At 58.3% G+C, this 20031-nt stretch carries 15 protein-coding genes and 1 other annotated feature; of the genes, 10 read left to right on the forward strand and 5 right to left on the reverse strand.

The window, feature by feature from the left end; all coding sequences use genetic code 11:
* Positions 1-201: 201 nt before the first annotated feature.
* Positions 202-1926 carry an acetate--CoA ligase gene (acsA, locus tag EAV92_RS04370; RefSeq protein ID WP_123039926.1) on the forward strand — a complete coding sequence of 575 codons (1725 nt, stop codon included), beginning with the start codon at positions 202-204 and terminating at the stop codon, positions 1924-1926.
* 74 nt (positions 1927-2000) lie between these two features.
* Here the strand turns inward: acsA and EAV92_RS04375 are convergent, their stop codons facing one another.
* Positions 2001-5138, reverse strand: a complete 3138-nt coding sequence (locus tag EAV92_RS04375; RefSeq protein ID WP_123039927.1) for a penicillin-binding protein 1A — start codon at positions 5136-5138, stop codon at positions 2001-2003.
* 132 nt (positions 5139-5270) lie between these two features.
* Positions 5271-5504, forward strand: a binding site (T-box leader).
* Between the two features lie 58 nt (positions 5505-5562).
* Here EAV92_RS04375 and tyrS point away from each other — a divergent pair.
* On the forward strand, positions 5563-6855 hold the full coding sequence (tyrS, locus tag EAV92_RS04380) for a tyrosine--tRNA ligase (RefSeq protein ID WP_123043572.1): 1293 nt from the start codon (positions 5563-5565) through the stop codon (positions 6853-6855).
* A gap of 42 nt (positions 6856-6897) precedes the next feature.
* On the opposite strand, the gene EAV92_RS04385 is transcribed toward tyrS, so the two are convergent.
* Positions 6898-8520 (reverse strand): response regulator, encoded by a 1623-nt coding sequence (locus tag EAV92_RS04385; protein ID WP_123039928.1) that lies wholly within the window; start codon positions 8518-8520, stop codon positions 6898-6900.
* On the reverse strand, positions 8501-10369 hold the full coding sequence (locus tag EAV92_RS04390) for a cache domain-containing sensor histidine kinase (RefSeq protein ID WP_123039929.1): 1869 nt from the start codon (positions 10367-10369) through the stop codon (positions 8501-8503). Before EAV92_RS04390 ends, EAV92_RS04385 begins: the two co-directional genes overlap by 20 nt.
* 194 nt (positions 10370-10563) lie before the next feature.
* Between EAV92_RS04390 and EAV92_RS04395 the strand changes: the two genes are divergently transcribed.
* From EAV92_RS04395 to EAV92_RS04405, 3 genes are all read left to right on the forward strand, one after another.
* Positions 10564-11454 carry a carbohydrate ABC transporter permease gene (locus EAV92_RS04395; RefSeq protein WP_123039930.1) on the forward strand — a complete coding sequence of 297 codons (891 nt, stop codon included), beginning with the start codon at positions 10564-10566 and terminating at the stop codon, positions 11452-11454.
* Position 11455: 1 nt separating this feature from the next.
* The gene (locus EAV92_RS04400; protein ID WP_123039931.1) at positions 11456-12289 is read left to right on the forward strand and encodes a carbohydrate ABC transporter permease; all 834 of its coding nucleotides are present in this window, start codon (positions 11456-11458) and stop codon (positions 12287-12289) included.
* A 128-nt stretch (positions 12290-12417) separates the two neighbouring features.
* Entirely contained in the window at positions 12418-13755 is a 1338-nt protein-coding gene (locus tag EAV92_RS04405) for an ABC transporter substrate-binding protein (RefSeq protein ID WP_123039932.1), read from the forward strand.
* Between the two features lie 72 nt (positions 13756-13827).
* Here EAV92_RS04405 and EAV92_RS04410 read toward each other — a convergent pair whose 3' ends face one another.
* The gene (locus EAV92_RS04410) at positions 13828-14214 is read right to left on the reverse strand and encodes a RidA family protein (protein WP_123039933.1); all 387 of its coding nucleotides are present in this window, start codon (positions 14212-14214) and stop codon (positions 13828-13830) included.
* A gap of 133 nt (positions 14215-14347) precedes the next feature.
* Positions 14348-14947, reverse strand: coding sequence for a 30S ribosomal protein S4 (gene rpsD / locus EAV92_RS04415; RefSeq protein WP_123039934.1), 600 nt, complete (start codon positions 14945-14947; stop codon positions 14348-14350).
* Between the two features lie 349 nt (positions 14948-15296).
* Between rpsD and EAV92_RS04425 the strand changes: the two genes are divergently transcribed.
* The 5 genes from EAV92_RS04425 (at position 15297) to EAV92_RS04445 (ending at position 20028) form a co-directional block, all read left to right on the forward strand.
* Entirely contained in the window at positions 15297-17276 is a 1980-nt protein-coding gene (locus tag EAV92_RS04425; RefSeq protein ID WP_164472629.1) for a sensor domain-containing diguanylate cyclase, read from the forward strand.
* A gap of 63 nt (positions 17277-17339) precedes the next feature.
* Positions 17340-18101 carry a hypothetical protein gene (locus EAV92_RS04430; RefSeq protein ID WP_123039937.1) on the forward strand — a complete coding sequence of 254 codons (762 nt, stop codon included), beginning with the start codon at positions 17340-17342 and terminating at the stop codon, positions 18099-18101.
* Between the two features lie 25 nt (positions 18102-18126).
* Positions 18127-19242: an aminopeptidase gene (locus EAV92_RS04435; protein WP_123039938.1), complete on the forward strand. Its 1116-nt coding sequence runs from the start codon at positions 18127-18129 to the stop codon at positions 19240-19242.
* Positions 19243-19324: 82 nt separating this feature from the next.
* On the forward strand, positions 19325-19564 hold the full coding sequence (locus EAV92_RS04440) for an HPr family phosphocarrier protein (protein ID WP_123039939.1): 240 nt from the start codon (positions 19325-19327) through the stop codon (positions 19562-19564).
* A gap of 167 nt (positions 19565-19731) precedes the next feature.
* The gene (locus tag EAV92_RS04445) at positions 19732-20028 is read left to right on the forward strand and encodes an Fpa/YlaN family protein (RefSeq protein ID WP_123039940.1); all 297 of its coding nucleotides are present in this window, start codon (positions 19732-19734) and stop codon (positions 20026-20028) included.
* Positions 20029-20031: the final 3 nt, after the last annotated feature.

A 20031-nucleotide genomic window follows, 5' to 3' on the forward strand; every position in this document is an offset into this window, starting at 1 on the left:
CGCCGAATGCCGCTCGAGTTTGGTGTCATTATACAACAGGCGGGAGAATTTGTCCCTTCGCAGGAGGAAATTCCCCCGGCATACGTGTGCGCCATGCCGTATCGCTATGTTATAATGGCTAATGTCGGAGACGGGATCTTTCGTTCTCCCTGTTTGTAAGCGATTTCGTTAAGACGGAAACCAGACGGGAAGGTGAAGAAGATGACACTGGAACACAACGAGAAACTGGCGCCGGAGGCGGCCGTTTCCAATTTGGGGCCTTACGAGGAAGCGGTGGCGAATTTCCGGTGGGAAGACGTGGAAGCGCAATTCACGTGGTCGCAGACGGGCAAGGTCAACATGGCCCATGAAGCCATCGACCGGCATGTCGCCGCGGGACGCGGTGACAAAATCGCCCTGCACTACAGCGACAATAGCCGCGATGAAAGCTACACCTACGCGGAGATGGCCAAGCAGTCGAACAAGTTCGCCAACGTGCTCCGCGGTCTTGGCATCACCAAAGGCGACAGGGTGTTCATTTTCATGCCTCGGACGCCCGAATTGTACTTCAGCCTGCTTGGCGCGCTGAAAGTGGGTGCCGTCGTCGGTCCCTTGTTCGAAGCGTTTATGGAAACGGCAGTCCGGGACCGCCTGCAGGACAGCGGCGCATCGGCGATCGTCACCACGCCTTCGCTGCTTCCCCGCGTAGACCGTCAACAGCTGCCGGAACTCAAGCACGTCATCGTGTACGGGGAAGGCGTCGAGGAAGGAAACGGCGTCGTCGATTTCGCCAAGGCGATGTCCGGCGCTTCGGACGAAACCGAAATCGAGTGGCTCGATCGGGAAGACGGACTTATCCTCCATTACACGTCCGGATCGACGGGCAAGCCGAAAGGCGTTTTCCACGTCCAGAACGCCATGATCCAGCATTATTACACCGGCCGCATCGTCCTTGACCTCCGGGAAGACGACGTTTACTGGTGCACCGCGGATCCGGGCTGGGTCACGGGGACGTCCTACGGCGTTTTCGCTCCTTGGCTGAACGGCGTCACGAACGTCGTCCGCGGCGGTAGATTCAGCCCGCAGGACTGGTATTCCACCCTCCAAAAATATAAAGTCACCGTATGGTACAGCGCGCCAACCGCGTTCCGCATGCTCATGGGCGCCGGCGAAGACGTCGTCAAACCGTTCGACCTGTCGAGCGTGCGCCACGTTTTGAGCGTAGGCGAGCCGTTGAACCCGGAAGTCGTCCGGTGGGGCTACAAAGTTTACGGCCAGCGCATCCACGATACGTGGTGGATGACGGAAACCGGCGGGCAGCTCATCTGCAACTACCCGAGCATGCCGATCAAACCGGGCTCCATGGGCCGTCCGATTCCCGGCGTTCAAGCCGCGATCATCGACGACCAGGGCAACGAACTGCCTTCGCTCCGGATGGGCAACCTGGCGATCCGCACGCCGTGGCCGTCCATGATGCGCAAAATCTGGAACAACCCGGCCAAATACGAGGAATACTTCCGGATTCCCGGGTGGTACGTGTCCGGAGATTCCGCTTACCGCGACGACGAAGGCTACTTCTGGTTCCAGGGCCGCATCGACGACGTCATCAATACGTCGGGCGAGCGGGTAGGGCCGTTCGAGGTCGAGAGCAAGCTCGTCGAGCACCCGGCGGTCGCCGAAGCCGGCGTCATCGGCAAACCGGATCCGCTGCGCGGCGAAATCATCAAAGCGTTCATTTCCTTGCGCGAAGGCTTCGAGCCGTCCGACGAGCTGAAAGCCGACATCGCCAAGTTCGTGAAGGAAGGGCTGTCCGCCCACGCGTCTCCGCGCGAGATCGAGTTCAAGGACAAACTGCCCAAAACCCGCAGCGGCAAAATCATGAGACGCGTCCTCAAGGCTTGGGAGCTGAACTTGCCGACGGGAGACCTGTCCACGATCGAAGATTAAACTTTCGCGTCCATTCTAGCGCAATAAAAAATCCCCTTAAGCGTTCGCCGCTTAAGGGGATTTCTTTTTCTGATTTAGCCGCCCGTCTTCGCCTGGACCGTCGCGGACGGGTTGGACTCGCCATTTCCGTTGATCGCCGAGATCCGGTACCAGCCGTTGCTGAGCGGCGATACGTACTCGAAACGGTTTTTCTCCGACGTGCCGAGCAGCTTGTATTTGCCGCGCTCGTTCGCCGCGAACCAGACTTGGTAGGACGTGACGCCTTCATCCGGAGAATTTTCCTGCCAAGTCAGCGTGACTCCGATGTCCGAGGCCTCGGCTTTCAGTCCGGTCGGAGCGGAGGGGACGGACGCGCCGCCGCTGCCGCCGCTGCCGTTATCTCCGCTGCCCGGATCGAGGATCGAGCCGGGATCATCGGAATTCTGACCGACGCCGTCCCCCGGGGACGGGAAGTTCGGATCCGAACCGGTGACGGAGCCGTCCGTCGAAACGACCGAGCTTCGCGGCGATTCGTTGCCGCTGACGTCCACCGCGGTAACGTAGTAGCTGTAAACCGCGCCGCCGGCTCCGGTGTTGACGAATCTTGCCGGCTCGCCGGTCAGGATGGAATTTTCCACTTTCTGATAATTGGTGCCGTCGGAAGAGCGGTACAGCCGGTATCCGACGACGTCCTCGGTCGCGACCGGCGCGAACGATACCTGTACCGTCGTTCCAACCGTTTCGGCCGACACTTCGGACGGAGCGGGTGGCGCCTTGCCGTCGTCGACGCGCGGGTCGGGCTTGCCGGGCGCGCTGTTGGCCGCGTCTGCCGGTAAATAGAAGGAGAGAGGCTTCGCATTCGTCGTTTTCCCCAGCGCCGCCTTGATTTCTTCCATCAGCACGTCCAGCGGGCGCTCGCGTTTTACCATCACGGCTTCGCGGAGCATGTCTTCCGGCGTCTCCGGCAGCGGCACGTAATTGACCCCGTTATAGGAAATATATTTCATTTTGACGAGCGCGTCGTCTTCTTCGGTCGGGATGAACTTGCGGTTGAATATATCCGTTACGAGCTTGCCGGCTTCCTTCGTCAGCTCCGTCGGCAGTTTGCCGCTGACGCTGGACACGGTCATCGACACGATGCCGTCCGGTTTCGCGAACTCCTTGGTCTTGAACATGTCCGGCTTGGCGTCCGTGATCGTATTCATGACTTTGCTCCAGATCAGCTTGGCGCGGTTGCGGCCTTCCGGCGACAACTCGTGGATCTGCTTCTCGTAGCCGACCCATACGCCGAGCGTGACGTCCGGAGTGAAGCCTTCGAACCACACGTCCCCGTAATTTTGCGTCGTGCCCGTTTTGCCGGCGATCGGGATTTTGCCGTAGTTTTTGAAATTGGCCTTCACCAGCGCGCCGCTGCCGTTCGAGACCACGGTCTTCAGCATATCCGTCATGATGTAAGCCGACTGTTCGCTGACGATCCGCTTCGGTTCGGACTTGTGCGCGTAGACGGGCTGTCCGTCCGAAGTCGTGATGCTCTCGATCAAATAAGCGTCGTTGAACACGCCTTTATTCGCGATGGTCCCGTAGGCGTTGGTAAGCTCCTCGACGGAGACGCCGTAGCTGAGACCGCCGATAACCCCGGTTTGCGCATGGTTGTCGATCTCGGTCAGCGTCGTAATGCCCATCGACTTGGCGAACTTCCAAGCTTCGGGGATCGTCACCTTGTCCAGGAAGATCTTCAGGGCTGGCAGGTTCAGCGATTGGTTGAGCGCGTATCGCGCGGTAACGAGGCCCGCGTATTTGTTGTTGACGTTTTTCGGAATATGCTTGGAGCTTCCGCGGTCGTTCAGAATGATCGGTGCGTCGTCGATGACGGAAGCGGGCGAAATGAGCCCTTTATCGATCGCCGGCAAATAAGCGGCGATCGGCTTCATGGCGGAGCCTGGCTGGCGCGTCATCTGGGTAGCGAAGTTCATCTGCTCCAGATGGAAATCGCGTCCTTCGATCATCCCGAGTATCGCGCCGGTTTTGTGGTCCAGCATGACGGCCGCGGTCTGCTCGACGCCCTTCACCTTGTTGTCGGGCGAGAAGTTTTTCGGATCCTCGGCGATGTCGTGCATCAGATCGTAAATTTTCTTGTCGATCGTGGTGGTGATTTTGTAGCCGCCGCGCAGCAGCTGCTGGCGCGCATCTTCGACGAGCGAGGCGTTTTCTTTTTTCTTCAGGTCCGCCTGCGTCAAATTCGGGTTTTGCGCGAGCACGAACTGCTCCGAAGCTTGGCGTTCGACTTCCAGCATCAAGTAAGGATACGTGTTGTAAGCCTTTTCGACCGGCTTCGCCAAAGATCCGTAAATATCGAAATCGAGCGCTTCCTGGTACTCGGCTTGGGTGATTTTGTTTTCCTCCAGCATCCGGCGAAGCACGAGCTTCTGCCGTTCCATGGCCCGCTTGAAGTTCGTTTCCCTGAATTCTCCTTTGCTGGAGAAGGCGGAATACAGCGAAGGCAGCTGTGGAACGCCGGCCAGGTAGGCCGCTTGGGCGATATTCAGCTTATTCAGGTCGTCGACTCCGAAAATGCCTTTGGCGGCGGCCTTGATTCCATACAGGTTATAACCGGAAGAGCCGTTGCCGTACGGGATTTTGTTGAGGTAGGCGGTAATGATTTCTTCCTTGCTCAGAAAACGCTCCAGCCGAAGCGACAGGAAAATTTCCTTCGCCTTGCGGCTCTGCGTCTGGTCCAGGCTCAGGAACACGCGGCGGGCCACCTGCTGGGTGATCGTGCTGCCCCCGGTCTGGACGCTTTCGTTCAGCAGTTGCTGTTTTACCGCCCGCAGCAGGCCGTTCGTATCGATGCCGACGTGCTGGAAAAAGTTTTTGTCCTCGATCGAAACGACGGCGTCGAGGATCGGTTTGGGGATTTCGTCGTATGTAATGGGCCGGCGGTCTTCTTCGGTGCGAAGCTGGCCGACGAGCGAGCCGTCGCGGAAATATACGAAACCGGTCTGGGCGTTTTCGCTGATTTTCTCCTCGATCAATTGACGGCTGCGGATGGGATCGTCTTTGACGAGCGAAGCCACGTAGCCTGCGACCGCGCCGGCGGCAGTCAGCCCGGCAAGGACGCCGAACAGCACCAGCCACAGGAACGTAAAGCCGGCGATTTTGCCCGCGACGATGAAACCTTGGCCTTTACGCCTAGGCGGGGACGGATTTTGCGCGGGTTGTTTCGATTGATCCATGATGAGGCCTCCTTAAGCAATCAGAAATAATTATAGCACATAATGGTTATCGTTGACTTCCACCAAAAGTCGGCCCGTCGCGGTTGTTGACACGTCGAGTCGAACATGATATAACGTGTATCAACACATGCAAACCAAGCGACGATGGGAAACCAGTAGCGTTCGGAATCCACGTTCCAGAGAACCGGCGGTCGGTGCAAGCCGGTACGTGAACGGACGCGAATTACGTCCCGGAGCTTCTTCGTCCGAAACCGCCCGACGGCGGAAGGAGAAGACGGCAATCGGCCGATATCCGATACGAGTGGAACGGACGGCGCTTTCGGCCGGCGTTCAACAAGGGTGGTACCGCGATCATTCGCCCCTGCTTCGGCAGGGGCATTTTTATTTTCAAGCAAGGTTCCAAAATCCGAATGAGGTGATGAGAATGTCGACTACGCTCAAAAACGTGACTCCGCAAGATATCCTGGACGATTTGGAATACCGGGGATTGGTTTACCAGGTCGCGAACCGCGACAACTTGAGCAAAAAACTGAGCTCCGAGCGCGTCGTGCTCTACTGCGGCTTCGACCCGACCGCCGACAGCCTGCATATCGGCAGCTTGCTGCCCATCCTGACGCTCCGCCGGTTCCAGAACGGCGGCCATGTCCCGATCGCGCTCGTCGGGGGAGGCACCGGCCTCATCGGCGACCCGAGCGGCCGCTCGACCGAACGTTCGCTGAACGGACCGGAAACCGTCGCCGCTTGGACCGACAGCCTGAAACGCCAGCTGTCCCGGTTCCTCGATTTCGACGCCGAGCCGAACGCGGCGAAGCTGGTCAGCAACTACGATTGGCTTGCGGAGCTCGACCTGATCACGTTCCTGCGGGACGTCGGCAAAAACTTCACGGTCAACTACATGCTGGCCAAAGACTCCGTCGACTCGAGAATGTCGCAGGGCATCTCCTTTACGGAATTCAGCTACATGATCCTGCAGGCGTACGATTTCCACAAGCTGCATGCCGATCACGGCTGCTCCTTGCAAATCGGGGGCAGCGATCAGTGGGGCAACATTACCGCCGGCTTGGACCTGATCGGCAAAATGGGCGGAGAAGGCGACGCTTACGGCATGACGATGCCGCTCGTCACCAAAAGTGACGGCAAAAAGTTCGGCAAATCGGAGTCGGGCGCCGTATGGCTCGACCGGAACAAAACGACCGCTTACCAGTTCTACCAGTTCTGGATCAACACCGACGACGCGGACGTCGTGAAGTTCTTGAAATACTTCACCTTCCTGTCCCGCGAGGAAATCGAGGCGCTGGAGGAAGAGCTGAAGGCGAATCCGGAACAACGCGTCGCCCAGAAGACGCTGGCCCGGGAAGTGACGCGGCTCGTCCATGGCCAAGAAGCCGTGGAAACGGCGGAGAAAGTGACGGTATCCCTGTTCTCTGGGGATGTGTCGAACCTCGGTGAAGACGAATTGGTCGAGGCGATGAAGGACATGGCGAGCGCGAAGATCGAGCAAGAGGGAGACGTGCCGCTGATCGATCTGCTCGTCGCGTGCGGCTTGGCGCCTTCCAAAAGGCAAGCGCGTCAGGACATCGAGAGCGGGGCCGTCTACGTGAACGGCGTCAAACAATCCGGCATCGACACCGTGATCGGCGCCGATCAACGGTTGTTCGGCAAGTACGCCGTCCTTCGCCGGGGCAAAAAGAATTACGCCGGCATCACGTTCGCCTGATCGCCCTCGTTCGGCGCGAGCGCACGAACGCCGCCTGTCTCCCTAAGGAGAAGGCGGCGTTTTGGCGTTTTTCCGGAATTCGCCGGGCGAGCACCCGGTCCACTTCTTGAAGACTTTGCTGAAATATTTTTCGTCCTGGAAGCCGACCATTTCGGCCACGCGCGAGATTTTGAACTGCGGGTTCAGCAGCAGCTCCCGGGCCCGCTCGACCCGCACTCGCGCGATGAAATCGGTCAGGTTCTCATTCATTTCCTGCTTGAACTTACGCGAAATGTATTCCCGGCTTAAGTAAAACCGGTTGGCGATGTCCTGCAGCGACAAGTCCTCGAACGCGAATTGCTCGACGTAAGCGGCGATGCTTTTCATCGTGCTGCCATCGCCATGTCCGTGCCGGGGCAGCCTTTCGGCCAGCTCGCAGGTTTCCAGCAGAAATCGTTCCTTCCAGGCGGCCAAAGCGAACGTACCGTCCTCCTCCAGCACGGGTGGAAAACCGTCTTCTCCGTTTTCCTCGGCTTCGCCCGAAGGCAAACCGGCTTGCTGCCGCCATATGGACAGGGCAAGGCGGAATTCCCGCCACCATACGCGAAGCTGCTCGAGCGTTCGGGTTTGCGCGCCCTCCAGCACCGTGAACCAGGGCTCCAGCGCGGCTTGGACCTGTTCGCGGGAACCGCTTTGGACGGCGAACCGGATCCGTTCCTCGTACCGGTAGAAAAATTCGCCGACCGGTTCCGTCTCTTGGCCGGCCTCGAACATCCGGACGCCGGAGCCGACCGGGCTGACCGGCGAATGGCGAAGCGCCGCGCGCGCCTGCCGGTACGAGGTTTGCAGCTTGCCTGGGAAGGCGGCGGGGGCGCCGAGCCCGAAGGGGAACCGGACTTTCAGCGAGCGGGCGATCGCATCACCGAGCTCCTTCAGGAGGGTTTCCGCCGTGACGGCGGCTCCCCAAAGAATAAGGACGATTTCGTTCTCTTCTTCGCGGTTGCGGAACGCATACCCGGCGTCGCGTCCTCGGAGAATTTCGTTGCACACGTTCGTGACGCTGAAGAAGAGGAGATCCCAGCCGGCCGCGAACTTCCTTCGGATGCTGGAGGGCGCGAAGTCCAAGCTCAGCACCGCCGCCCGGGCGGTATTCACCGGGCCGGGCAGGGAAAATTCCTGCCGCAGCGTTTCGCGGACGGACGGGTCGTCCTTCGTTTCCAGAAGCAGCGAGTTGAAATATTGATCCCGGTACACCGGCTTCAAGCGGTGGATCTCCATCGACCGGCTCAAGTCCCGGTTCCGGGCCTCTTCATCCGCCCGCCAGCCGTCGACCGCTTTCCCGACCGCGGCGTTCAGCTGGTCGGGGTCGATCGGCTTCAGGATGTAGTCGATGCCTCCGTATTTCACCGCGTGGCGGACAAACGAGAAATCTTCGTGGCCGCTTATGACGATCATTTTGCTGCCGGGAACTTCTTTCGCGATCCATTCCATCAGTTCCATGCCGCCCAGCCGGGGCATCATCATGTCCGTGAACACGATGGCCGGCCGCTCCCGCTCGATGGTCTCCATGGCCGCCAGGCCGTCCGAAGCTTCCAGCACCGTCCCGATGCCGTACGACTCCCAGGGCACCAGCAGGCGGATCGCTTCCCGGACGTGTTTCTCGTCGTCAATGATCAGAGCTTTCATGCGCGGTTTCCTCCTTGTCGAGCGGGATTTCCAAACGGATTTCCAATCCGTTCGGCTCTCTGGCCGAGAGCTTCATCGATGCGTCCTCGTGAAAATGGAGGCGAAGCCGCGAGATCACGTTGGCCAGTCCGATGCCGCCGCCGTCCGGACCGGCACCTGGAGACTCGCCCGCCTCGATCGACCGGTTTAACGCTTCAAGCGCTTCCGGTTCCATTCCCTTGCCGTTGTCTTCGATCCGGATGAGCAGGCGGTCCGCATCGAGCCGGCAAGCGACCGAGAGCCAAGCGGGTTGCCCTTCCGCAGGCACGAAGCCGTGCTTGAAAAAATTTTCGGCGAGCGGCTGCAGGATCATTTTAGGGACTTGGAGGGTCCGTGCAGCCGGGTCGACGTCCAGCTCCACCTCGAGCGAAGCGTCGAACCTTTGTTTTTGCAAATCCAGGTAAGCCGATAAATAGTCCAGTTCCTTGTCGAGCGTGACGACCGACTCGTCCGTGTTCATGCTGTAACGCATCATTTTCCCGAGTGACGTGATCAGGGAGTAGATTTGCTGGTCTTTATGCTGCAAAGCGACCGTTCCGACCGATTGCAGGGAATTGTACAGGAAATGCGGATTGACCTGCGCCTGAAGCGCTTTCAGCTGGTTCGTCTTGTTCGCGAGTTCGAGCCGGTACTCCTTGAGGATCAGGTTGTTGATCGTCTGCATCATCGAGCGGAAACGCCGCGCCAGCACGCCGATTTCGTCCTGGGAACGGATGTCGATGTCGACGTTCAGGTTGCCCCGTTCGATTTGGTTCACGTATCCGATCAGCCGCAGCAGCGGTTTCGTGAACAGGAGCGACACGAGCAGCGTAGCGGCGACCGCCACCGTTAAGAACCCCGCCGCCACCCAGACGTTGATGCGGGCGATGCCGTCCGCCGCCGAATACAGGTGGCTGTCGGGCGTCAGCTTGACCAGGTACCAGTCCATGAAGGGCGTCACGGCGCGGTCATAGAAAACATGGCCCGAGAATCGGCCGTCGCTCCAGGCGAAATGTCCGCCTTCCGCGTCCTTCCGGTTGTCGGAGAGGATGAAAGGCAGCCATGATGCCGTTTCCAGGCGTCCCGTCGCATCCGGATCGGAGGAAAGCACGATGTTCTTTTTGGCATCCACGATCATGAACTTTTCTTTTCCGTCGTCATAAAGCTGCCGGGTCAAGTCCTTCAGCACGTTCAGCCGGACATCGATCGCGAGCTCCGCCATCAATTCGTCGCTGGGCGCGCGGAAAATCGGCCGGTGCAGCGTGAACACCATCTCCCGGGTGCCGGCGGACATGCTGACCACGCCGAACGTGCTGCCGAGGTGGGAGGGTTCGATGAACGTTTTGGTAAGCGCTCCCGAAAACGTCAGCGAAGCGTCGTTTTCGAGTTTGATGCTGTCGTTCTTCAGGATATACGTCACTTTCTGTTTGACGACGTGCAGCCGGACCTGGTTGAACTCGCTGACGCTCTGATAGATGTTGTACAAGTGGTCTTTGAGCAGATTGCGGTTGGCGATGACGTCGGACAGGTCGTTCGGGAATACCTCGTCCTCCATGTTGTGCTCGAGGATGTAATAGAGCGAGCGGGGGACGTTGATAGAGTTGTAGACCGCGAGGGATTTCTGGTTGATGTTGTTGACGTAATTGAGCAGGTTCGTCGTGCCCAGGGACAGCAGCCGGGCGTTCTTCTCGATCGTCTCGTCGGAGATGGAACGTTTGGTCGAGTTGTAGGAGATGACCATCGAAGAGGCGATCGGCAGAATCGTCGCGAGAAGGAGCAGCAGCATCAGCTTGTTGCGGATCGTGTTGCGGAACGGGGAGTAGGCGGGCATGCCTTCGGGTCTCCTTTGGGCGGTCTCGTCTTCGATACAAACAGTAAGCGATAACCGGTGCGCAGGTCAATATATTCCACTTTTTTTATCATTTCCTTCGGTAGTTGCAAGGAGGGGAGCCCCTTTATACTAGCTTCGAGGGAATGTGATCGCTTGAATACGTCCCACCGTTGACAGAAAGAAGGGAAGTCCCGATGCGAAAAAATCCGAAAAGGTGGAGCGAGTGGCTGCAGCAAACCGTATTCGTAGGACCCGGTCTCGTCTTTTTCCTGCTGATCGTGGTCGCGCCGTTTTTCATGGGGTTTTATTACACCTTTACCGAGTGGAACGGCCTTGATCCGGCGAATGCCAAATGGACGGGCCTGAACAATTTGCAATGGGTGTTTACGGACGACAGCCGCTTCTGGTTGTCGTTCTGGTTCACGACCCGCTTTATGATCGTCTCCGTCGTCCTCACGAACGCCGCGGCTTTCACGCTTGCCCTGATGCTGAACCGGAGACTCAAAACGCGGAACGTCTTGCGCACCGTGTTTTTCCTCCCGAACGTGATCGGCGGCCTTTTGCTCGGCTATATCTGGTATTTCATCTTCGTCCGCGGCTTCGGCACGCTCGGCGAGAAGACGGGATTCGGCTGGTTTGAACTGTCTTGGCTGGGCACGCCGAACACGGCTTTCTGGGGCATCGTCATCGTGTTCGTCTGGCAAACCGCGGGCTACATGATGATCATTTACATCGCCGCGCTCGTCGGCGTGCCGAAAGAACTTCTTGAAGCGGCCAAAATCGACGGAGCGAGCCGGGGACAGGTACTGCGGAGCGTCATCGTTCCGCTGATCATGCCGGCCATCACGGTTTGCCTGTTCCTCACTTCGTCCAACGCCTTCAAAATGTTCGACCTGAACCTCTCGCTAACCAGCGGGGGACCGGGCTACGCTTCGGAGTCGATCGCGCTGAACATCTACCGGGAAGGCCTGGTCAACAACCGGTACGGGCTCGGCACCGCCAAAGCGATGATTTTCTTCATCGCCGTCGCCGCGATCACCGTCACGCAGGTCCTGATCACCAAGAAACGGGAGGTAGAAGCCTGACATGCCCGAAAGAAACCGATATTCCGCCGGGCTTCTGGCCGTCGAAGCCGCCGGGATCCTGCTGGCTTTGCTGTTTTTGTCCCCGTTTTATTTCCTGATCGTGAACTCGTTCAAAAGCTTGGGAGACATCTTGAGGAACGCCGCCGCCCTGCCGGCCGAATGGGGGCTGGACAACTTCCGGAAAGCGTGGACGGCGATCGACTTTCCGACCGTTTTCCTGCATTCCCTGGCGGTGACGGGGCTCAGCGTCATCGGCCTCGTGATCGTCAGTTCGATGACGGCTTACCGGATCGTCCGAAGGCCGACTCGGTTTAACCGGCTGTTGTTCACCGCGTTCGTCGCGGCGATGATCATTCCCTTCCAATCGGTCATGCTGCCGCTGATGCGGATCACTTCGGTGTTCGAACTGAGAGGGGAACTGTACGGCATCGTCATCTGCTATCTGGGATTCGGGATCTCGCTTTCGATGTTCCTGTTCCACGGCTTCATCAAAACCGTGCCGCAGGAAATCGAAGAAGCGGCCGTCGTGGACGGGTGCTCGCCTTACGGCGTCTACTGGCGAATCGTGTTCCCGCTGCTCAAGCCGATCGTCGTGACCGTCGTCATCCTGAACGTGCTTTGGATTTGGAACGATTATTTGCTTCCCGTGCTCGTCGTCAACGCCAAATTCACGACGATCCCGCTTGCCATCCAGAAGTTTTTCGGCCAGTATTTGCGCAAATGGGACATGGCGATGGCGGCGTTGACGTTAAGCACGATCCCGATCGTGGCGTTTTTCCTGCTCTTGCAGAAGCACATTGTCGAAGGCATTACCGCCGGATCCGTGAAAGGGTAATATTCCATCTACACCGATCGAAATAATCAAGATTTTACACCTGATTGTTCAATATTCTCGGTGTCGGAATAAAACGTTTCCAACTTACAATGACACTGTAATTACGAATCCATTTGGGAGGTCCACGAATGAAAAAGAAGCTTTCCTTTCTCGTCCTGACCGCGATGCTCATGCTGTCCGTGCTTAGCGCATGCGGCAAGAGCGGCGGCAACAACGAGGCTGCCGGCAGCAGTCCTGCCGCATCTCCGAGCGAATCCGCATCGGCGTCCCCGAGCGCTTCGGCGACAACCCCCGCGCCGAAGAAAGACGTCACGATCAAGATTTTCCAATTCAAGGTCGAAATCGCCGACGCGCTTCAGAAGCTGGCGGACGAGTACGAGAAAGAAACCGGCGTGAAGGTCGTCGTGGAGACGCACGGCGGCGGCGAGGATTACAACGCGCTGCTGAAGGCGACGCTGGCGGCAGGCGAAGAGCCGGAAATTTTCAACTCCGGCGGATGGGCGGGCATCGTTCCTTACATGGACCGCGCGGCCGATCTGTCGAACGAGCCGTGGGCAAAGGATCTGGTCCCCGCGACGGTCGCCCAGATCACGAAGGACGGCAAGCTGCTCGGCATGCCGATGAACATGGAAGCTTACGGCTTCACGTATAACAAAGACCTGTTCGCCAAAGCCGGCATCACCGAGCTGCCGCAAACGCTGGACCAGCTCGAAGAAACGGCCAAGAAGCTCAAAGCGGCGAAGATCACGCCTTGGGAGCTGACGAACGAGTGGTGGTCGATGGGCATCCATACGCTCAACATCGCGCTCGCCAATCAACCGGACCCGGCGGCGTGGATCGAAGACGTCAAAGCCGGCAAGAAAACGTTCAAGGACGATCCGGTCATGAAGCAGTGGCTGCGCCTCGTGGACATTATGTTCGCCAATGGGCAGGACAAACCGCTGACGACGGACTACAACACGCAGGTGGCGGAATTCGCGGCCGGCAAAGGCGCGATGGTCCAACACGGCAACTGGATCCAAGGCATGGTCGACGAAGTCGACAAGAACTTGAACCTCGGCATGATGCCGGTTCCGCTCGGCGATAAGCCTTACATCTTCGCCGGCGTTCCGAACAACTGGATCGTGAACAGCAAGTCCGCCCATCCGGAAGAGGCGAAAGCCTTTCTGAACTGGATGGTCACCTCAGAGGTGGGCAAGAAATACATCGCGACCGAATTCAAATTCGTGCCGGCGCTCACGACGATCGCCCCCAATCCGGAAGCCGTCGGCAAAATCGGAGGAGACTTCGCGACGTTCAGCACGCAGCATCCGGACCAGATCAAAGACTGGAACTGGGACCGTTTCCCGGACGGCATCACGCAGCAATGGGGCTCCGCCATGCAGGAATACCTCGGCAAGCGGATCACCGGCGACCAGCTGCTCGAGAAGTTCGACAAAGCCGTGAAAGACATCATGAAGAAATAAAAAAAGAGACCGAAGCGGTCCCCAAGCGTCCCCCTCGCTTGGGGACCGTTTTTCCTCTATATAATGTAAGAATTATTTCTCAACGATGGCTTCGGCTTCGATTTCCACGAGAAGGCGCGGGTCGATGAGCGCCTTGACCTCGATCATGCTGGCGGCGGGCTGGATTTCGCGAAAAAACTCTCCATGCGCTCTGCCGATTTCTTCCCATCGGGAGATATCGGTCACGAACATTCTGGTCCGGACGACGTCCGACAATTCCGCTCCCAGCTCCCGCAGCGCCTTTTCGATCGTTTGCAGGACGAATTTCGTCTGTTCGTAAGGATCGCCGTCTCCGACGATTTCTCCGTCTTTCATGGCGGTCGTTCCCGCGACCTCGATTCGGTCGCCGACGCGCACGGCCCTGCAATAGCCTACGACGGGCTCCCAAGGGGAGCCGGTGAAAACCCGCTGTCTCGTCATCCTCAATATCTCCTTCTCCTGGAAGGCTCGATTTCCCCCATTATAGCAGGGAGAGCAGGAGGGTCCAGAGGGAAAACGAAAAAAGCACCGTCCGAAGACGGTGCTTTCGCGATCCTGCCAGGCAGGAAAGAGATTAACGGGAGTAGAACTCGACGATTTGCTTCTCGTCGATGTCTTGGGACAGCTCGTCGCGGCTAGGCAGGCGAACGTACTTGCCTTCCATGGCGGCGGCGTTGTAGTCGAGGTAAGTCGGCAGGTGATGGCGGGCTTCGCTCGCCTCTTTGATCGACTTCAGGCTGCGGCTGCGCTCACGCAGGCCGATGACGTCGCCCGGTTGAACCGTGTAGGAAGCGATGTCGACTTTCTTGCCGTTGACCGTTACGTGGCCGTGGGACACGAGCTGACGGGAACCGTAGCGGGTGTTGGCCCAGCCCAGGCGGTAAACCAGGTTGTCGAGGCGGCTTTCCAGCAGGAACATGAAGTTCTCGCCGGCGATGCCTTTCAGCTTGGTCGCGCGGTCGAACAGGTTGCGGAATTGCTTTTCGTTCAGTCCGTACATGTGGCGAAGCTTTTGCTTTTCTTGAAGCTGAACGCCGTAACCGCTGATCTTGCGGCGTTGGTTAGCGCCGTGTTGACCCGGTGCGAAAGGGCGTTTCAGTTCTTTGCCGGTGCCGCTGAGGGAAATGCCGAGACGGCGGCTCAATTTAAACTTGGGACCAGTATAGCGGGACATGTTATGCAGACTCCTTTTTCCAAAAGGGAATTTTTGAAAAATGGGGTTTTACTGGTGCCGGATTTCGCCGCAACCGATCGCGATCGGTTTCCGCCGGGAAGTTCAGCCGCTGCCCGCCGGTGGGAGACCCGTGAGGGTGACACAAGTTGAGCCCAATATTCAACAGATATATTATAAGAAATTGAGTATGGATGTCAAGGAAATTTTCCAAGCAGTTTCAGCGAAAGAGGAAGGGCCTGGATAAATTAAGCAAAAAGACCCAACAATCAATCTTTGAACCTAGTGCAAATTTCACGCTTTCATTGTAATATGAAAGGAATGGTATACGCCCATGGAGGTGATGAGGGTTATGGCGGAAAGCAGGCATCATAAGCACCCCGGCGTTTCGGATTCGAGCGGGACGCCGAATCCCGGCAACCTTCTTCAATTGCCCCCATGGCTCCAAAATCAGGAACTGACCGATTCGGATCTTCCTTATATACACGAAATGCTGGCGGACAGTCTGTCCGATTGGTTCGAACAGGCGGACGGCTTTCCCTGGCTGACCGGATTGTTTCTCGTCTACCATGCGGACGGAACCTGCGCGGCGATGCGGAGCGGCCTCGAAGACGGCGCCTTCCAATCGCGCGCCGGCTTGGCCGGCCAACCCATGCCCGCGGCCGTTTCCGCGGCCTTGAAATCCTGCCGCCCGGCTTTGTCCCGCGCGGACGAACGGGACGCCGTTTCCCTGCGATCGTGGGATTCCGTCGCCGTGCCGGTCTTCACCCGCGCCTCCGGAACGGTTTGCGCGGTTTTGGCGTGCCTGCTGCCCGGCGGCACGGCCCAAGCCGACGACTTGAAGCTGCTCCAGTCTGCGGCCCTTCATTACCGAGGGTGCCTGTACCGCCGGTTCGAGCACCTGTTCGTGGCCGGCTTCTTGAGGGAGCAAAGAAGCGTCCAACGGGAGGAAAAACGGCGCGAGATCCTGTTCGAGGTACTGCGCAGGCTGAACGACCACATGGAAGTGGAGCAGGTGCTGTCCGAGCTGCTGGCTTCCCTGGAGCGGCTGTATCCCTCCTCCCGGGCGGACCTCTTTTTATCCCAAGATTACAGCAGCATGAACGATAAGGTGAAACCGCTTGCCTTTCATCAGAGCGGAATGGAACTGTGCCGGCAGGCGTTTCTCGACGGCACGATGCGCGACCAGCGCCTCGAAGGCTGGCGCCGCCTGGCGGTACCGCTTGCGGGCAAGCAAGGCGTTTACGGCGTTCTCCGCCTGGACGTGCCGGAGTCCGATTTCGACGGGGCGGACAGCCGCTTGCTTTCCATGCTGGCGGGCTCCGCCGGCGCCGCCTTCGAGAAAGCGAAGCTTCACGAGCAGGCCAACATCCTCGTCGGGGAACTTCGTTTGATCAACGATTTGACCAAAAGGCTCAACAGCAGCCTGAAGCTATCCGATACCATCCAGTTCGCCTCCGCGGAGCTGCTCCGGATCTTCCGGGCGGATTTCTGCTGCATCCTGCAGGTGAACCCGGCCAAAACCGAATTCGTGGCGGTCTCGTCGAACGTGGCGGAGATGATCGGGGAATCCTTCTCGATCGACTACGGCTTCGTCGGGGTCATGTGGAGCACGAAGGAGCCGATCATCCTCTCGGACTACTCGTCCGCGGCGCCGGTTCCCTCCAAGCTGATGTCCGTTACGGATTCGCGCTCGCTGCTCGCTTCGCCGCTCGTCCTGAACGGGGAAGTCATCGGCGCCGTCATGATCAGCCACCGCGAGCCGAACCATTTTTCCTACGACAATTACAAGCTGCTTCAAGTGCTGTCGACGCACCTCGGTCTGGCCGTATCGAACGCCAGCCTGCACGCGGAAGTGCGCCGGATGGTCATCACGGACAATCTGACCGGACTGTTCGCGCGGCATTACCTGAACGAACGCATCCTGCGGAGGCAGAAGAGGAACGACTGCGGCTCGCTGATCCTGGTCGACATCGACCATTTCAAACGCGTCAACGATACTTACGGGCATCAGGTCGGAGACGAAATCCTCAAGCAGGTGAGCGGCATCGTCCAGAGCTCCATCCGGGACGGCGACATCGCCGCGCGATGGGGGGGCGAGGAACTGGCCATCTATTTGCCGGAAGTCGGTTACGACATTACGGGCAAAGTCGCCGAAAGGATCCGCAAACGGGTGGAGAGCGAGACCGAGCCGCAAGTGACCGTATCCTGCGGCATGTCGCAATGGCATTCGACCGACGAGAAGATCAGCGTGGAATCCTTGTTTTACCGGGCGGACATGGCTCTGTATGAAGCCAAACGCCTGGGACGCAACCGCGTCGAGATCGGCTGACGAAGCCGCATGAACCTAAGTGAATGGGGAAAGCCTACCCGCATAAGGAAGGGAGGCTTTTTCATGTTGCGCAGGTTTTATTTGGCGTCCGCCGCCCTGCTGGGTTTGTCCTGCCTCTCGGGCTGTATGGGTTACGGGAACCAAGTGCCGGCGGATAAAGCGTTCGCCATGTCCGCTTCCGCGCTGGCCGGGAGCGAAAGCTACGGATTCGCGGGCGAAGTCGCGATCTATGACCCCAGCGGCACCGTGGCGAATCAGTCCCGGTATCAAGGAGAAGTCACCGGACACGGGAACCTGAACCTTAAATGGTCGGGCGGGCAGGTTCTCCGGGCCAAAGCCGCGGAGGAGGGGCCGTCAACCTTTCACCCGATGGAGCTTCTCAAAGCGATCCAGAGCGGCGGGGCGAAAGCCGAGTACGATACGCAGCAGGCCGCAAATGGGGCCGGTGACGTCAGGCTGCGGCTCACCTTGGTTCCCGAGACGGCCAGAAACCAAATCGCGAATTCCTTGAAGGAAGAGCTGGACCGTTTGCGGACCGATCTCAAGGGACGCAAGCTGACCGCGGAGCAGAAGAAACGGGCGGAGGACCTGCTCACGCACGCCGATTCGCGATTGGACGCGGCGCTTGCGACGCTGAAAGTACAGACGGTCTGCTTATGGACCGCCGATCCGAAGACGTGGTTTCCCCGCCAAATGACCGAACAGACTCAGCTCGCTTATACGTGGAACGGAAAACCCTACAGCGAGAAGCGGGTTTCCGTCACCGATTTCCTCCCGGCAGGGCGGAGTGTTACAATGGGGAAGAATGCTCATCGAATTCCATGATAATGGCTCAAGGAGGAAGTATTCTATGCGAGATCCGCGTTTGCAGCGGCTGGCCGCGAATTTGGTCGGATATTCCATCGACGTTCAGCCGGGCGAAAACGTATTGGTCGAAATGATCGGTTCCGAAAGGGAACTGCTGAAATGCATCATCGAAGAAATCGCGCAGCGGGGAGGACGGCCGTTCGTCGAGCTGACGGACCGTTCCGTGGAACGGAGCTTGCTCCGCAACGCCACCACCGAAATGATCGAAACCTGGGCGTCCTTCGATTTGGAACGGATGAAAAAGATGCAAGGCTACATAGGGATCCGCGCCGGCGAAAACATCAACGAGCTTGCGGACGTGCCTTCGGACTCTTATAAGCTCTATGACCGCTTGTACCGCCATCCGATCCACAGCGAACAGCGCGTGAAGAAAACGAAGTGGGTCGTGCTGCGTTATCCGAACGCTTCGATGGCCCAATCGGCCAACATGTCCACGGAAGCGTTCGAGGATTTCTATTTCGACGTGTGCAACCTCGATTATGCCAAGATGAGGCGCGCCATGGACCCGCTGGAGCAGCTCATGAACAACACGGACAAAGTCCGCATCGTCGGTCCCGGCACGGACCTGACGTTCTCGATCAAAGGCATCGGAGCCAAAAAATGCGCCGGAGACCGCAACATTCCGGACGGCGAAGTGTTTTCGTGCCCGGTGCGGAATTCCGTCAACGGCACGCTTTCCTACAACACGCCGAGCGTCTATAACGGCTTTACGTTCGAGAACATCCAATTCACGTTCGAAAACGGCAAAATCGTCAAAGCGACCGCCAACGACACCGACCGGATCAACGCGCTTCTCGACACGGACGAAGGCGCCCGCTACATCGGCGAATTCAGCCTCGGCTTCAATCCTTACATCCTGCATCCGATGAAGGATACGCTGTTCGACGAGAAAATCGCCGGAAGCTTGCACTTCACGCCGGGCCAAGCCTACGAGGAAACCGACAACGGCAACCGTTCCTCGGTCCACTGGGATTTGGTGCTCATCCAACGCGAGGACTACGGCGGCGGAGAAATCTACTTCGACGACCGGCTCATCCGCAAAGACGGCATCTTCGTCGTGCCCGAGCTGGAAGGCTTGAACCCGGAAGCGTTGAAATAACGTTTTCCCCCCTTGCATGCCTTCCGCGCGACAATGTATGATGGGGGTTAGAAGGTCATACCTAAAATCTGGAGGGATTCCGATGTCTAACAACGCGGCAATCGTGGAATTGTCCCAAACCGCCAACAAATTTCGCTCTTCGATCGTACTTCAAGCCGAAAACAAGTACATCGACGTCAAAAGCATCCTCGGACTGTTCACCACGTTGGTAGGCGGACATTCCTATGAACTGCACGTTCACGGTCCGGATGCCGAGGAAGCGAAAAGCGCTTTGGCCGAAATTTTCGCGAAGCACAACCTGAACGTGAAAGTCGTGGATTAATCCATTCGGTAACCTGCCCTCCGTCAGACGACGGGGGGTATTTTATTTTGCGCGGAAGGGTGCTGCGGGATCGATCCGGGACGCCCCGTCCTTGTGCTTCGGCCGAATTTCGTCTAATATGAAAGGGATAGCGAAGATAGGAGCAGTTCGGCGCGGGGGGAGTGGAAATGGCTCTGCTGGAAACGGATACGATAGATAACCTGAAGCATAAGGCGCAACGCCTGCTGCAGGAAGATGCCGATAAAATCGAGAAGCTGATCGCCATTCAGATGGAGAATTTGACCACCCGGCAATGTCCGCTTTACGAAGAAGTGCTCGATACGCAGATGTACGGGTTTTCCCGTGCGGTCGACTTCGCGGTGCGGGCGGGACTCCTCGAAGAGGGGACCGGCAAACTGCTGGTCAGCCAGCTGGAACGCAATCTGGCGCTGCTTTACGAAGCCTTGAATCAAAAAATAGAGTAGCTT

This window comes from Cohnella candidum (assembly GCF_003713065.1).
GTDB classification, from domain to species: Bacteria; Bacillota; Bacilli; order Paenibacillales; family Paenibacillaceae; genus Cohnella; species Cohnella candidum.